At 37.0% G+C, this 17,776-nt stretch carries 8 protein-coding genes; 1 reads left to right on the plus strand and 7 read right to left on the minus strand.

The genetic code is table 11. From position 1 onward, the window contains the following. Positions 1 to 83 precede the first annotated feature (83 nt). The 7 genes from J6578_RS01980 to J6578_RS02010 form a co-directional block, all read right to left on the minus strand. Positions 84 to 7,592, minus strand: a complete 7,509-nt coding sequence (locus J6578_RS01980; RefSeq protein WP_287953773.1) for a calcium-binding protein — start codon at positions 7,590 to 7,592, stop codon at positions 84 to 86. A gap of 110 nt (positions 7,593 to 7,702) precedes the next feature. Beyond that, positions 7,703 to 8,674: a hypothetical protein gene (locus J6578_RS01985; RefSeq protein WP_287953774.1), complete on the minus strand. Its 972-nt coding sequence runs from the start codon at positions 8,672 to 8,674 to the stop codon at positions 7,703 to 7,705. A 78-nt stretch (positions 8,675 to 8,752) separates the two neighbouring features. After that, positions 8,753 to 8,974, minus strand: a complete 222-nt coding sequence (locus tag J6578_RS01990) for a hypothetical protein (protein WP_287953775.1) — start codon at positions 8,972 to 8,974, stop codon at positions 8,753 to 8,755. Between the two features lie 102 nt (positions 8,975 to 9,076). Then, positions 9,077 to 10,063: a hypothetical protein gene (locus J6578_RS01995; protein ID WP_287953776.1), complete on the minus strand. Its 987-nt coding sequence runs from the start codon at positions 10,061 to 10,063 to the stop codon at positions 9,077 to 9,079. A gap of 90 nt (positions 10,064 to 10,153) precedes the next feature. Then, positions 10,154 to 10,360 carry a hypothetical protein gene (locus J6578_RS02000; protein WP_100150950.1) on the minus strand — a complete coding sequence of 69 codons (207 nt, stop codon included), beginning with the start codon at positions 10,358 to 10,360 and terminating at the stop codon, positions 10,154 to 10,156. A gap of 104 nt (positions 10,361 to 10,464) precedes the next feature. Continuing rightward, positions 10,465 to 11,451 carry a hypothetical protein gene (locus tag J6578_RS02005; RefSeq protein WP_287953777.1) on the minus strand — a complete coding sequence of 329 codons (987 nt, stop codon included), beginning with the start codon at positions 11,449 to 11,451 and terminating at the stop codon, positions 10,465 to 10,467. A 482-nt stretch (positions 11,452 to 11,933) separates the two neighbouring features. Next, positions 11,934 to 15,089 (minus strand): calcium-binding protein, encoded by a 3,156-nt coding sequence (locus tag J6578_RS02010; protein WP_287953778.1) that lies wholly within the window; start codon positions 15,087 to 15,089, stop codon positions 11,934 to 11,936. A gap of 527 nt (positions 15,090 to 15,616) precedes the next feature. Here J6578_RS02010 and J6578_RS02015 point away from each other — a divergent pair. Next, positions 15,617 to 17,758, plus strand: coding sequence for a type I secretion system permease/ATPase (locus J6578_RS02015; protein WP_239362343.1), 2,142 nt, complete (start codon positions 15,617 to 15,619; stop codon positions 17,756 to 17,758). Positions 17,759 to 17,776 lie beyond the last annotated feature (18 nt).

Genomic DNA, 17,776 nt, shown 5'->3' on the forward strand with positions numbered 1-17,776 from the left:
CTTAAACAACCAAGTTTAAGGATTTTTTTAACGAAAATACAACTTAACCAAAACAAATTTCTACATAGAAACCTTAAAAAACATCAACTACCCCAATACGCACCGACATTTGCCGGTTGAGTAAATGGAGGCAACTGTTCTGGCAAGCCTAACTTATCATCAACAACAGCATCAAACCCAGCCATTGCCGACAACAGATTCTGAACCTGAGCAGCAGTAACATCCTCATTATTCAAACAGCTGTCCTGTTCAAAACCAGCATAGAAACCATATACACCTCCATAGTTCAGAACATCAGCCCCCCTATTCAGATTAACAACGTCCTCTTGATACCCAGCACCAGCCAGATTAAAAGACATGCCATTTCTCAAATCATCACAACTAATGCACTGATCATCAAATATAAAATTAAATGCTCGGCTCGTCACATTACCATAATTGAAATAATTCGGCAGCTTCACCGAATCTGCTGAACCATACGCGCGGATAACCAGATCCTGCCCCGAACGGATAAACTCAGCATCAGCTAATCTCGCTCCCTTAAATACCAAATCATTGCGCTGATCCTGATAAACAACAGAGTCATAGCCTAAATCGTTCACCACATCCTCACCATGACCAGCCTCAAACTCATAACGATCCTTGTGCCAGTCACCACCTTTCAGAATATCATTGCCGGCACCACCATTCAGAACATCATAACCAGCTTCACCGTTTAAAACATCATTGCCGGCACCGCCATTCAGAACATCATTACCAAATCCACCCCATAAAGTATCGTTACCGTCACCGCCATTCAGAACATCATCATCAGCTTGCCCATGCAGAATATCATTACCTTTACCACCATTGAGCACATCATTACCAGACCCACCCCATAGAGTATCATTTCCTGCACCACCATTCAGAATGTCATTGCCATCCCAGCCCCATATAGCGTTATCCTTCTCATCTCCGTTCTGAACAAAGGAGTAATTATTCCTAACATCTTCATAAGTAATGCACTGATCATCAAATATAAAATTAAACGCTTTACTAAAACGGTTCCCATCATTGAAATAATCCGGCAACCTTACTGAATCTGCAAAACCATACGCCCGAATTACCAAATCCCGTCCCGAGCGGGTAAATTGAGCATCAGCAAGTTTAGCTCCTTTAAATACCAGATCATTACGCTGGTTCTGATAAGACTTAGAATCATAGCCCAAATCATTCACCACATCCTCACCATGCCCAGCCGCAAACTCATAACGATCCTTATGCCAATCGCCACCTTTCAAAACATCATTTCCGGCTTCACCATTCAGAATATCGTAACCATCTTCCCCGTTAAGAACATCATCTCCCGTACCGCCATTCAGAACATCATTTCCGGCACCACCCCATAGCGTATCATTGCCGGCTCCGCCATTCAGAATATCATTATCATATTGACCATACAGAATATCGTTGCCCTCCCCGCCATTCAGAACATCATCACCATTTCCACCCCATAACACATCATTACCGGCTCCGCCATTTATAACATCCTTACCAAGCCAGCCATTGATAGCATTATTACCATCATCTCCGTTATGGACAAAAATATAGCCAGAGCTAATTTCCTTATAAGCAACAGTTTGATCTTCAAAAACCAAATTAAATGCCCTACTGGATATATTTCCAGAATTAAAATAATCTGGCACAGTTACCGAATCTGTTGCACCATAGGCCTTAATAATCAGATCATTTCCTAAGCGAACAAATTCAGCATCGGCTAAATAAGCACCCTTAAATACCAATTCATTACGATCATGCTCATAGGGAATTGAATCATAGCCCAGATCATTAACCACATCCTCGCCATGTCCTGCCTCAAATTCATAACGATCCTTATGCCAGTCGCCTCCATTCAGAATATCATTGCCTGTGCCACCATTTAAAACATCATAGCCACTTCCACCATTTAAAATATCATCCCCAGCTCCACCATTTAAAACATCATCACCATCTCCTCCATCCAGAATATCCTCTCCGGCATCCCCATTCAGAATATCATTACCCTTTTCTCCATTTAAAGTATCATTACCTTCGCCACCATTCAGAATATCTTTTCCACACCAGCCGGCAATAACATCATCGCTTTCATTTCCACTCTGAATAAACCCATAATCATTTCTGATATCTTCATAAGTAATGCGCTTATCATCAAATACAAAGTTAAACTCTCTGCTATTACAATTTTCATTGAAATAATCTGGCAAAGTTACCGAATCTTCTGATTTATATGCCCGGATCACCAGATTATCCCCGGATCGGAGGAATTCTGCTTCGGCTAGCTTAGCACCTTTAAACACCAGATCATTACGGTGATATTCATAATTTTGATCATCATAACCTAAATCATTCACCACATCCTGACCATGCCCCGCTTCAAATTCATAACGGTCTCGCCATCTGCCTCCATTTAATATATCGTTTCCCGCTCCCCCGATCAGAATATCGCCACGTTGCCCTGCAATGAGAATATCATCGCCATCGCCTCCATCCAGAACGTTATGGCCACCCCCTCCTGATAACGTATCATTACCAGCGCCACCAATGATAATATCATCTCCTTCCCAGCCAGACATAACATTATCATTCTCATTACCATACTGAATAATCTTAAAATCTTCCATTATGAGATCATAATAATTAATACATCTATCATCAAATATAAACTTAAAAGCACCACGATCCTTAAAATAACCCAATATAGTTACTGAATCTGCCAAGCCGTACGCTTGAATAATCAGATCTTTCCCTGATCGGATGAATTTTGCATCAGCCAGTCTGGCTCCTTTAAATACCACCTCATTACTTTGGCTATAAACTAAAGCACCATCCTCAATCTTATCGTGGCCATGTCCTGCCTCAAATTCATAACGATCTTTATGATATCTGCCTCCACACAGAATATCGTTACCGGTGCCACCTATCAAAATATCATATCCACCGCCTCCGTATAAAATATCATCACCTGCTCCGCCAATCAGAATATCATCTCCACCTTGCCCATATAGCCTGTCATTGCCCGCTCCGCCACTCAGAATGTCTTTTCCATCAAAGCCACCAATATCATTATCTTTTTCATCCCCGTTATAAGCAAAAGTATAATTATTATAGACATCTTCATAGGTGAGAGTTTGATCATCAAATATATAATTAAACGCTGCTCTCTTATAATATTCACTATCATCAAAATAATTCAGCAGAGTTACTGAATCTTCTGTCCCATATGCATGAATAACCAGATTATTCCCAGATCGGATAAAACTTGCATCAGCCAGCCTCGCTCCTTTAAACACCAATTCATTAATATATTTTTTATGATTTTCCGAAGTATAGCCAAAATCATCAATAACATCATTACCATGGCCTGCCTCAAATTCATAGCGATCCTTATCCCATTCACCACCTTTCAGCACATCATTTCCAGCACCACCAATCAGAATATCGAAACCACCTCCGCCATTCAGAATATCATCACCAGCACCACCATTTAAAATATCATTTCCACCTTCCCCATTCAGCGTATCATCACCTGTTCCACCGTTCAGGATATCTTTTCCTTCCCAGCCGGTAAGTACATTATCTTGTTCATCACCACTCTGAGTAACACCATAATTATATTTAATGTCTTCATAAGTGATGCTTTGATCATCAAATATAAAATTAAATGCCCTACTATAACCATTATCATCATTGAGATAATCCGATAGCGTTACCGAGTCTGCTGAACCATACGCTCGAATAACCAAATCTTTCCCAGAACGAGTAAATTCTGCATCGGCGAGCTTAGCACCTTTAAATACCAAATCATTACGATTGCTCTGATCATCTTGTGAACTGTAGCCAAGATCATAAATAACATCCTGACCATGCCCAGCCTCAAATTCATAACGGTCTTTATGCCAGTCTCCTCCACTGAGGATATCGTTGCCCGCACCACCATTCAGAATATCGTAATCACGTCCGCCATTCAGGATGTCGTCGCCATCTCCTCCATTCAGAATATCATCGCCATCGCGGCCCCATAAAATGTCATTCCCAGCTCCTCCTGTCAGAATGTCGTTACCGCTTCCGCCATCTATAATATCGTTTCTATCTCCACCATTCAGAATATCATTGCCATTTTCACCCAATAGTGGGTATGCATAAAGATCTTCATAAGTAACACTTTGATCATCAAATATAAAATTAAATGCTCTGCCATCTTGATAATTAGCATTAAAATAATTCGGCAAAGTTACAGAGTCCATTGAACCATACGCTTTAATAATCAGATCCATTCCGGAACAGATAAACTCTGCGTCAGCCAGCTTCGCCCCTTTAAATACTAAATCATTACGGGTATGTTGCTGCTCTTTTGAAAGTGAGCCATCATCCCGCACCACATCCTGACCATGCCCGGCCTCAAATTCATAACGATCCTTATGCCAGTCTCCTCCTCTCAGAATATCATTGCCTGTACCTCCTATCAGAATATCATAACCATTCCCTCCGTTTAGCGTATCATTGCCTGCTTCGCCATTCAGAATATCATTGCCATATCCTCCGTTCAGCCTATCATTGCCTGCTCCGCCATTCAGAATATCATCGCCATCTTCCCCGTTCAGCGTATCATTGCCTGCTCCTCCATTTAAAATATCTTTACCCTGCCAGCCAGTAATTGTATTATTTCCATCATTTCCATTTTGAATAAAGACGTATTGACTCTTTATATCTTCATAAGTAATTGTTTCATCATCAAACACAAAGTTAAATGCGCAGCTATAGGTATGATTAAAATAATCCAATAAGGTTACAGAGTCATTCGTATCATACGCTTTTATAATTAAATCACTGCCCGAACGTATAAACTGCGCGTCTGCCAGCTTCGCTCCTTCAAAGCATAAATCATTGTACTGATTTTCTCTATATTCATATCCAAAATCCTTTATCACATCCTGCCCATGCCCTGCGCGAAATAGATAACGATCTTTCTGCCCCTCATTTCCATTAAAGCAGTCATTTCCACCTGAACTAATAAAAATATTATCAATCTCACCATAAAGTTGTGCTATCAATCCATTATTACCAATTACAGCTAACTTATTGACCAGCCGCCGTTCCCTCATCGCGCTATTATATTTACCCAGATTCAGATCAATTTTTACCAGTTCTCTCGCTTCATCCAACTGATTATTGCTCACTAACCTTGCTATCTCTTGATTTAGCTTAGAGTAGTCATATCCGACTTTTTGCTGTTCAGCATCCCACTGCGCCAGAATAATCGGAGCAAACAGCTCCTTATACACCCCTTCAGCCAACAAACAGGCATCAACATATTCCGCAAAGTCGGTATACTCAGCAATTAATTTCGGTGCCGCTTTTTTATGCGGATTACGATCGCGATCTCCCCAGCACCACGTGCCCAAATAATCTGAACCAGTTAATTTTTCTAATGCCACCAGTTGCCGAGCATCAATGTAACTTCCCCTGCTTGCCGGATGAACCTGATTTGAGCCTGTCCAGCGATATATCAGCTCATCCAACATCGAAGCGCGTGTTTTCGCATCAGCAGCCAGATAATCCTTAACCATATCTTTCAATACCGCATCCTTCTGCATCGCAGAATGCAGATCCAGCACATTACCAAAACCCTGCACATACGGTAATTTCGCTATATCCTTATCTATCTCGATACCTTCAGTATTAAACGCATCCCCCTGTTCCGTATCAAACCACACATCTGTCGCATCTGTCTGATGCCCGTCAGCCCACGTAACCTTTGTTGTTTCCCTATGCTCATTGCCTTGCGCATCCTTAGCCTTCTCAGTTTTATAATTAACCCCGATTGCCTTAATCTGGCTTGCGCTTAATGCCGACAACTCCCCCTCATCAACCACACCATTCTGATTCTTATCCTGCCATAGCTGCAATTTCGACCACACAGAATCAGCAGCATCAATTACCCCATCATGATTCTCATCAAATTCTGCCAAAGCTTCAAAGCCATTTTTTGCTTTCTTACCCGAAGCCAATAGCGTATTGCTGCCAAATAATTCCCGTCCGTCATCAATCTGGCCGTTCTGATTACGGTCTAAAACCAAAAGCGCATCATGACTATCTACCCAGCCAGTATTTTCAGCAAAGCCATTGCCATCATGATCAAAATAAACATGCTGCCCTTTCGCACTGGTTTTCACCCCGTCGCCATTCATATCAATAACTATAGGCGATCTGATATCCTCCGCCTCCTTAATATCCGGCCGAGTATCATTTTTTTCCCTCAGTCGAATATTCAAATCGCCATTTTTAAAATTTTTAACCCTCAACCCATCATTAACTATTAAATCTCCACCAGCCCAGTAATATTTATTCCCACCACCATAATAAGTATTCTCAGGATCATCTTTGTAATGAAAACCTCCGGTTAATATATTTTTATTAGCAACAGAAATACTTCCATCAACATTAAATATCGCGCCCTTGCCATCTGAATCTTCAATCACATCCATTTTGTCAGCGATATAAGTATCATAGCCATCGCCACCAATAAGGATATCTTTTTCAATGGAGCAAGAACTTGACCCCATTAACAAATCATTACCACTACCACCCTTTAAAATATCCTCACCACCACCACCAATCAATGCCGAATCTGGATCGTCGGCAAATATCTCCAATAGACCAGCTGATTCGGCCTCTAAAGAACCTTTATTAAATATATCTTTCCCATCATAAATCACTTTTCTGCCGTGGGAGTCTGTATAATTAATAGATGGAGATATTTTGATTTGTCTCTTAATTTCGTTTAAATAAAAGTTCATTGCCCCTGGTGTTTGTCCAATAAAACTAGCATCGACAGTGTCTCGCTCCATTTTAGCTTCCTTCAATTGAGCAAAATCTTTATCTGTCACAGTAACGGCAGATACATCTCCTGTAAATTGAATCGGTACCGTTCTACCAATTCCAAATGGATCGATCATTTTTTTAAAATCTTTGTTAAAGTAATTGGCAACCCCGTTACTAGAATCAAAATCAAAATTATCTTTACATGGAATTATTTTTAATCCTTGTATTTCTCTTGTGCCATCCGCTTTAACCACAAATCTTATTGAATCAAAATCAATAGTAAAACTTGTTGAACCGAAAATAAAGGCACGAGTTATATAATCACTAGATCCAATACCAGTAGTATATTGACTAATAGCTGTTTTAAATACCTCATTTTTAATTTTATTATATTTATCAACTCCTTCACGTGTACATAAATCAATTGTTTCATTATAAATCATTTTCCACATTGATAAGAAATCATGATTACCTTCTGATAAACTTCTTTCAGAGTTGAAAAATTTTTTAAACATACCAAAATCTGCTGCTGATATAAATCGTCCACTGCCATGCGTCATATATTCCTGCGCATTTATAATCAAGGCATTTCCCTCAGCATTTGCATTTCGTATCCATTTATCATCAACTAATTCTGAAGGCGACGGTGCTGTTTTCTGGTTCCATAAATATCTGGCTAAAATCTCATCCACACTTACTAAATCTTTTCCTGCATTCATTTCATATGCCATGTTAACGCTCCTTTTACTCAATATAGAAATCAAATATCTAGACACAACAATAATACTTTAAATATAATTACATATAATATCTATTGTTTACTATTTAAACAAATTTTTACTTAATCATAATATGGCTTATACAAAATATCGCCACAGTTATTTAAAATAAATATATCTTCAGGTAATCCAGATTCATCTCTCTCTTCAAAGTTTACAATATCAAAATAATAATAGCTTGTAACACCTAAATAGAAATTTCCTACTCCCCAAGAGTTGATATCTATGTCAATCGGGATTCTCGACTCTTCTAAAAATGTTCCCATATCACTTTCTGCATATTTTAATTTATATTTATTTTTTATCAATGACAATTCTGCTTTACTTAAAACTGAACAACAATTACTACTATATAAAGTAGTGTTAGTAGGAATACGATCATCTAATTGATGAATTAAAACAAAATTATTTAATTCGAAATCATCATTAATATAATTTTCATCCGAGGCAAATTTATAACTCTGAACTTTTTTATTATTAATTAGTCCATCAATTTTTTTCCAAAAACTATTTTTTGTCTCAATATTATCTTTACTAATTTCTTGATTAATCAAACTCATAGGAATTTTCAATACTCTACACCCCCGATAACGGATGCAATCAGCTGCTGTTGGTCTTGGATTTCCTCCTGCATCAATTACCTCATTATCCCAATATAATTTATTTTCATATAACATTCTACCAGTTAAACTTTTCATCGCCTTATGCCACAGCTCTTCTTTGCTATAATATTTTTTATCCCGCCAGCAATACCCTGCCCTGTTCTTAGCCTCAAACTCTTCTTGTGATACATTAAATGGTTTAGGATTTTTCCGCATTAATTCATTCCAAAAGTAATACGGCGATTTTTCATAATATATATCTCGTATTTTTAAACCACCTGCTACCATCAATATAATGAACATAGTTATTAATGTATATTTCGCCGGTTTTGGATGCGCTTTTGCTAAAGCCGTTACTTTAACCACAATCCAAACACTAAGTAAGGGTAAAACAAAAGTAAGTGTGATAATTCCAACAAGTAGCCAAAACATAACTTTATATTCTCCATGCACTTAGTGACAAACTTTATTTCTTTAATGTACTATAAAAACTATTACTTATAAAACTATTTAAAACTGAAAATCAACTGCTGACACAAATCGTCCACCACCATGCGTCATATATTCCTGTGCATCGATCATCAATGCATCTCCCTCAGCACCTGCATTTCGTATCCACTTATCATCAACTAATTCTGATGGTGATGGTGCTGTTTTCTGGTTCCATAAATATCTGGCGAGAATCTCATCTACACTCACTAAGTCTTTACCTGCATTCACGTCATAAGCCATGTTATTGCTCCTTTTTTAATATTTAAACCCATATATTAAACAAATTAAAACTTATATTAACACAATAAATAGTTAAAGTAGTAATCTATAATTTATTGTAAATTACCTGCGCCACCAATAATTTGGTCTATATAAAACATCGCCACAATTATTTAACAAATAAACTTTTCTGGTATCCTTAAATGTTTCACTTTTATCTTTAGCTACAAATTCTGGCACACTTATTGATTTAGAATATGTAACACTCAAATAAAAATTACCTACACCCCAAGAGTTAATGTCAATATCAATGGGAATTTTAGATTCTTGCATAAATACTACTGTATCAATTCCAATGTATTTTAAAATATAGTTTTTTTTTATCAATGACCATTCTGATTTATTTAAAACAGTACAGCAATTATTACTATCATAGACAGAAAGATAAGATGGATTACCTTTTTTATGTATCAAAATATAGTTTTTTAACTTAAAATCGTCATTAATATAATTTTGATCCGACGCAAGTATAAAGCTTTGCGCTTCATTATGTTTAATTAATATATCAATGCCTTTCCAAAAATCATTTTCCTTTTCAATATTATTTTTAAGAAATTTTTCTTTATCTGGATTCATCGGAATTTTAAAGACTCTACAACCCTTCTGCCTTACACATTCATCTTCTGTAGGCAAAAATTCGCCATCGATATTAGCTACTTTATTATCCCAATAAAATTTATTTTCATATATCATTCTACCAGTTAAACTTTTCATCGCCTTATGCCACAGCTCTTCTTTGCTATAATATTTTTTATCCCGCCAGCAATACCCTGCCCTGTTCTTAGCCTCAAACTCTTCTTGTGATACATTAAATGGTTTAGGATTTTTCCGCATTAATTCATTCCAAAAGTAATACGGCGATTTTTCATAATATATATCTCGTATTTTTAAACCACCTGCTACCATCAATATTATGAACATGGTTATTAAGGTATATTTTGCCGGTTTTGGGTGCGCTTTTGCTAAATCCATTACTTTAGCCACAATCCAAGCGCTAAGTAAGGGTAAGACAAAAGTAAGTGTGATAATTCCAACAAATAGCCAAAACATAACTTTATATTCTCCATGCACTTAGTGACAAACTTTATTTCTTTAATGTACAATAAAAACTATTACTTAAAAACTATTTAAAACTGAAAATCAGCTGCTGACACAAACCGCCCCCCCATGCGTCATATATTCCTGCGCATTGATAATCAAGGCGTCTCCCACAGCATTCGCATCTCGTATCCACTTATCATCAGCTAGTTCAGATGGTGACGGTGCTGTTTTCTGATTCCACAAATATCTGGCGAGAATCTCATCTATACTCACTAAATCTTTACCTGCATTCACTTCATAAGCCATGTTATTGCTCCTTTTATTTAATATTTAGACCTACGGATTAAACATAAAAAAACTTATATTAACACAATAAATAGTTAAAGTAGTGATCTATAATTTATAGTAAATTACCTGCGCCACCAATAATTTGGTCTATATAAAACATCGCCACAATTATTTAACAAATAAACTTTTCTGGTATCCTTAAATGTTTCACTTTTATCTTTAGCTACAAATTCTGGCACACTTATTGATTTAGAATATGTAACACTCAAATAAAAATTACCTACACCCCAAGAGTTAATGTCAATATCAATGGGAATTTTAGATTCTTGCATAAATACTACTGTATCAATTCCAATGTATTTTAAAATATAGTTTTTTTTTATCAATGACCATTCTGATTTATTTAAAACAGTACAGCAATTATTACTATCATAGACAGAAAGATAAGATGGATTACCTTTTTTATGTATCAAAATATAGTTTTTTAACTTAAAATCGTCATTAATATAATTTTGATCCGACGCAAGTATAAAGCTTTGCGCTTCATTATGTTTAATTAATATATCAATGCCTTTCCAAAAATCATTTTCCTTTTCAATATTATTTTTAAGAAATTTTTCTTTATCTGGATTCATCGGAATTTTAAAGACTCTACAACCCTTCTGCCTTACACATTCATCTTCTGTAGGCAAAAATTCGCCATTATCATTAACTATCTTATTATCCCAATAAAATTTATTTTCATATATCATTCGACCAGTTAAACTTTTCATCGCCTTATGCCATAGCTCTTCCTTGCTATAATATTTTCTGTCCCGCCAGCAATACCCAGCTCTGTTCTTAGCCTCAAACTCTTCTTGTGATACATTAAATGGTTTAGGATTTTTCCGCATTAATTCATTCCAAAAGTAATACGGCGATTTTTCATAATATATATCTCGTATTTTTAAACCACCTGCTACCATCAATATAATGAACATGGTTATTAATGTATATTTTGCCGGTTTTGGATGCGCTTTTGCTAAATCCGTTACTTTAACCACAATCCAAACGCTAAGTAAGGGTAAGAAAAAAGTGATTATGATAATTCCAATAAGTAGCCAAAACATACCTTTATATTCTCCATGCACTCATCAATTTTCATCTGCCTGAATAGTAACAAACTTTACTTCTTTAACACAACAAAATAACTATTACTTATAAAAACTATTTAGAATTTAAAACCAGCCACCACTATGCGTCATATATTCCTGTGCATCGATTATCAAGGCGTCTCCCTCAGCATTTGCATATCGTATCCACTTATCATCAACTAATTCAGAAGCAGACGGTGCTGTTTTCTGATTCTATAAATATCTGACTAAATTTCATCTACCTTTTCAGTCTTTTCTTGTATTCACGCTCTAATTATTTCTTATAAAATATTGAACAATGGGTAATTAATTTAATATTAAACATTTAAATATATAATATATTTTTTCCATCAATTATGTAGTAAATATAAAGTGTTAAAAAATAAGTAGAAATTTAAAAAACCTGTGATTATTATAAATCACAGGTTTTAACTCAGCGCTTATCTATTGAATTGAAATTATTTTTCAAAACAAGTTGCAAAATTATTTAACAAGCCATTTTGATTCAATAATTCACATATTTGCATACCATCAATCGCATTTGTGTTTAAACTAGCCATTGCATTCACAAGCTGCTGAACCTGACTGGTTACCAAAGGATAACCATGTTGATTATTTTGATTTATACTATTTGATAAATAAATATGATAATCACCATTTTGATTATCATTATTTTCAAATGCCGCTTTTATTTGAGAAAGTGTTACCACTCTGTCTTTGAAAACAAATTTTTCAATCGCAGCCCAATTAGTACCGTCTTCATAGAGGCAATCTCTGATTTCTACAACATCTCCTTCATTGTAGCCCATAAGAAATAATGTATTTCCCTCTTTACGGTATGTAACTTCATAAAAATTTACATCTGTAAATATAATTGTATCTTCTTTGCCATTCTCACTATGCAATGAAACATTGCCATCCCATACCATATCCTGACCATGTCCTTTAGAAAAAATATAGATATCATTCCCACCACGACCAGAAAGGTAATCATTACCAGAGCCACCAATTATTATATCGTCACCATCTTCTGACCAAATGCTGTCATCACCAGCACCGCCAATTAATATGTCATTTCCTCCTTGTCCATATAAATGATCATCTCCTTCACCACCATCTAAAATATCATCTCTATCTCCTCCTCTCAAACCATCATCACCAGCACCTGCGTAAATAATTGCTTTACCTGAAGAAAGTGTAATGTTGTCATTACCATCTGTACCATACAATACCATTCCGTCTTTGCGTAATTGCTCCAGAGTGACTGTTTTATCCTTGAATACGAAATTTTCTATAGCATATCCGTCACCACCATAGAAAAAATCTCTTACTTCAATTGAGTCTCCTTCGTTGTAGCCATAAATAATTAAAGTATTACCATTCTTGCGAAATTTAACCTCATTAAAATTCACATCCAGAAATTGGATCGTATCTGATTTGCCGCCACTATCACTTACATAATCCTTACCATGACCTTTGGCAAATACATAGGTATCATTTCCTTCTCCACCATAAAGTTTGTCATCTCCTGTGCCTCCAATTAATATGTCATCTCCACCATATGCATAAAGGGTATCATTACCGGCACCGCCATCCAGTACGTCATTGGCATTACTCCAGGCGCTCGCACTAAGGGCGTCATTACCGTCTCCTCCATGCATAATGGCTTTCCCTACTGAGATACTAATACTGTCATTTCCTGCGGTACCGTATAGCTCCATACCCTCTGTGCGTAATTGCTCCAGAGTTACCATTTTATCCTTGAATACGAAATTTTCTATAGCATGTCCATCACCACCATAGAAAAAATCTCTTACTTCAATTGAGTCTCCTTCGTTGTAGCCATAAATAATTAAAGTATTACCATTCTTGCGAAATTTAACCTCATTAAAATTCACATCCAGAAATTGGATCGTATCTGATTTGCCGCCACTATCACTTACATAATCCTTACCATGACCTTTGGCAAATACATAGGTATCATTTCCTTCTCCACCATAAAGTTTGTCATCTCCTGTGCCTCCAATTAATATGTCATCTCCACCATATGCATAAAGGGTATCATTACCGGCACCGCCATCCAGTACGTCATTGGCATTACTCCAGGCGCTCGCACTAAGGGCGTCATTACCGTCTCCTCCATGCATAATGGCTTTCCCTACTGAGATACTAATACTGTCATTTCCTGCGGTACCGTATAGCTCCATACCCTCTGTGCGTAATTGCTCCAGAGTTACCGTTCTATCCTTAAATATGAAATTTTCTATAACATATTTGTCGCTACCATAGAAAAAATCTCCTACTTCAATTGAATCTCCTTCGTTGTAACCATAAATAATTAAAGTATTACCATTCTTGCGAAATTTAACCTCATTAAAATTCACATCCAGAAATTGGATCGTATCTGATTTGCCGCCACTATCACTTACATAATCCTTACCATGACCTTTGGCAAATACATAGGTATCATTTCCTTCTCCACCATAAAGTTTGTCATCTCCTGTGCCTCCAATTAATATGTCATCTCCACCATATGCATAAAGGGTATCATTACCGGCACCGCCATCCAGTACGTCATTGGCATTACTCCAGGCGCTCGCACTAAGGGTGTCATTACCGTCTCCTCCATGCATAATGGCTTTACCTACTGAAATACTAATACTGTCATTTCCTGCAGTACCGTATAGCTCCATACCCTCTGTGCGTAATTGCTCCAGAGTAACTGTTCTATCCTTAAATACGAAATTTTCTATAACATATTTGTCGTTACCATAGAAAAAATCTCCTACTTCAATTGAATCTCCTTCGTTGTAACCATAAATAATTAAAGTATTACCATTCTTGCGAAATTTAACCTCATTAAAATTCACATCCAGAAATTGGATCGTATCTGATTTGCCGCCACTATCACTTACATAATCCTTACCATGACCTTTGGCAAATACATAGGTATCATTTCCTTCTCCACCATAAAGTTTGTCATCTCCTGTGCCTCCAATTAATATGTCATCTCCACCATATGCATAAAGGGTATCATTACCGGCACCGCCATCCAGTACGTCATTGGCATTACTCCAGGCGCTCGCACTAAGGGTGTCATTACCGTCTCCTCCATGCATAATGGCTTTACCTACTGAAATACTAATACTGTCATTTCCTGCAGTACCGTATAGCTCCATACCCTCTGTGCGTAATTGCTCCAGAGTAACTGTTCTATCCTTAAATACGAAATTTTCTATAACATATTTGTCGTTACCATAGAAAAAATCTCCTACTTCAATTGAATCTCCTTCGTTGTAACCATAAATAATTAAAGTATTACCATTCTTGCGAAATTTAACCTCATTAAAATTCACATCCAGAAATTGGATCGTATCTGATTTGCCGCCACTATCACTTACATAATCCTTACCATGACCTTTGGCAAATACATAGGTATCATCTCCTTCTCCACCGTAAAGTCTGTCATTCCCTTCTCTACCAATTAAAATATCGTCCTGATTTGTGCCACTCAAATTATCATTGTTCATACTACCCTCCATAAGATTAATATTATCGTTTTGCCCAGCTGATACAATATTTAAATAGACATCTGTTTCTTTAGATTTATTCAAAGTATGACCTCTTTTTTAAATGTTAAGTCGGAATAACAGTTTATTTGTCTGTTATAAATTAATATCTAAACATTAAGAACACTACATTAACTGAGTTTCTTTGAACTTACCTCCAGTTTGAGTTTTATTGGAATTTATTACAAGTATACTTACTGAGTATCAATTTCGAGCTTAATTATTTAACCGTGAAATGCATAAGATAAATAAACAAATATAACTCACTAATTTCAATATTAAATGTAAAGTTATAAATTTAATATAATATTAAAATATATATTTTAGTTTATATCCAAATTATATATTGGGTTATTAAATTTTTTGTTTATCCCTCCTGCGGAAACAATAATCTATAATAATTTAACATATTTAAAAAAAATAAATCAATTTTAATTTACAAAAATTATTATAAAACTCTTATTCACATACAGCTTATAAATAATTTATACTTGAAAGTAATTTTACTATGTATTTTTTTCTTTATTTGTGTTAACTTATACGTAGATATTTAAACATTAATACTGAAATCTATGTCATTACCACCAGAACTTTCTATACCCGCTGAATTTGAAAAACCCAGTATTGCTGTTTCTGCTCTGGTTCTTTTAGCCCATTTTCATGGCATAGCCGTTAATCCTGCGGACATTATGCATAGGTATGCAGAACAGAATGATTTAAAAATTGAACAATGGTTACTTGCAGCTAAAGATCTGGGCTTAAAAGCCAAACTAGTTAAGCACGATATTAAGCGTCTGCATCTACTTGCTTTACCGGCATTGGTATGGCGGGACGATGGTCAGCATTTTATTTTAGCCAGAATAGATGAGGATCGTTATCTGATTCAGGATGTCGAAGCAGGAAAGCCGGTTATTCTGAATAAAGAAGAGTTTGCACAGCGTTACTCTGGTCAGTTGATTCTGGTTGCGTCAAGAGCATCTATACTTGGGCAACTGGCTAAGTTCGATTTTACTTGGTTTATTCCTGCGGTAATCAAATACCGGCGTATTTTTGTGGAAGTATTGATTGTATCTGTCTTTATTCAGCTTTTTGCACTAGTCACGCCTATGTTTTTTCAGGTAGTGATGGATAAAGTTCTGGTACACCGCGGTTTTTCCACTCTTGATGTTATTACTATTGCTTTGCTGGTAATTACTATCTTTGATGTGGTTTTAGGTGGATTACGCACTTATATTTTTGCTCATACTACGTCACGTATCGATGTCGAATTGGGCGCACGATTATTCCGTCATCTGTTAAGCCTACCTCTGGCCTATTTTGAACACCGGCGAGTAGGCGATACGGTTGCGCGAGTACGTGAGCTGGAACAAATCCGTAACTTTTTAACAGGACAGGCATTAACTTCGGTACTGGATCTCTGCTTTTCTTTTATCTTTCTGCTGGTAATGTGGTTTTATAGTGGCTGGCTTACGTTAGTAGTTCTCGTATCTCTGCCTTGTTATGCTATCTGGTCTGCAACTATTAGTCCGGTTTTGCGTTCGAGACTAAATGACAAATTTGCCAGAAATGCTGATAATCAGTCATTTCTGGTTGAATCGGTAACAGCTATTGGTACAATTAAGGCTATGGCGGTTGAGCCTCAGATGACCAGACGCTGGGATCAGCAGCTGGCTGCTTATGTTAGCTCAGGTTTCCGCGTTACCCGCCTTGCTACTATTGGTCAGCAGGGCGTGCAGTTGATTCAGAAATTGGTGACGGTTGTTACTTTATGGCTAGGTGCCCATCTGGTGATTAAAGGTGAGCTGACAGTAGGCCAATTAATTGCGTTTAATATGCTTGCAGGTCAGGTTGCAGCTCCTGTGATCCGCCTAGCACAGCTGTGGCAGGATTTTCAGCAGGTGGGTATTTCTGTTTCCCGTCTTGGCGATATTTTAAATACCCCGACAGAAAATCCTACTTCACGCATGGCTTTGCCAAATATTAAAGGCCAGATTGAATTTGAAAAAATTTCTTTTCGCTATCGTCCGGATGGTGCAGAAATTCTGCGTGATTTAAATTTGCGGATTAGGTCTGGTGAAATTCTGGGTATTGTGGGACGTTCCGGTTCTGGTAAATCAACTTTAACTAAGCTGGTACAACGCTTATATACCCCTGAACGTGGACGAGTGCTGGTAGATGGCAATGATCTGGCACTGGCCGATCCGGCATGGCTACGCCGTCAGGTTGGTGTGGTTCTTCAGGAAAATGTGCTCTTGAATCAGAGTATTCGCGCCAATATTGCTCTTGCTGATCCGGGGATGCCTCTGGAAAAAATTATGTATGCGGCTAAAATGGCAGGTGCTCATGATTTTATTATGGAGTTGCCTGAAGGCTATGACACTGTAGTTGGTGAACAGGGTGCAGGTCTCTCTGGTGGACAAAGACAGCGCATCGCTATTGCCCGGGCTTTGGTAGGAAATCCGCGAATTCTGATTCTGGATGAAGCAACTAGTGCACTGGATTATGAATCGGAACGAGCCATTATGCAAAATATGCAGGCTATTTGCAGAGGCCGTACGGTTTTGATTATTGCTCATCGCCTATCTACTGTTCGTATGGCCGATCGCATTATTGCGATGGACAAAGGCATGATAGTTGAAGAAGGAACTCATCAGGAATTGCTCGCTAAGCCTGATGGTTACTATCGTTATCTATATCAGCTTCAGAATAGCTAATATTGAAATTAAAATAAG

Source organism: Snodgrassella sp. (assembly GCF_024103505.1).
Lineage (GTDB): Bacteria > Pseudomonadota > Gammaproteobacteria > Burkholderiales > Neisseriaceae > Snodgrassella > Snodgrassella communis.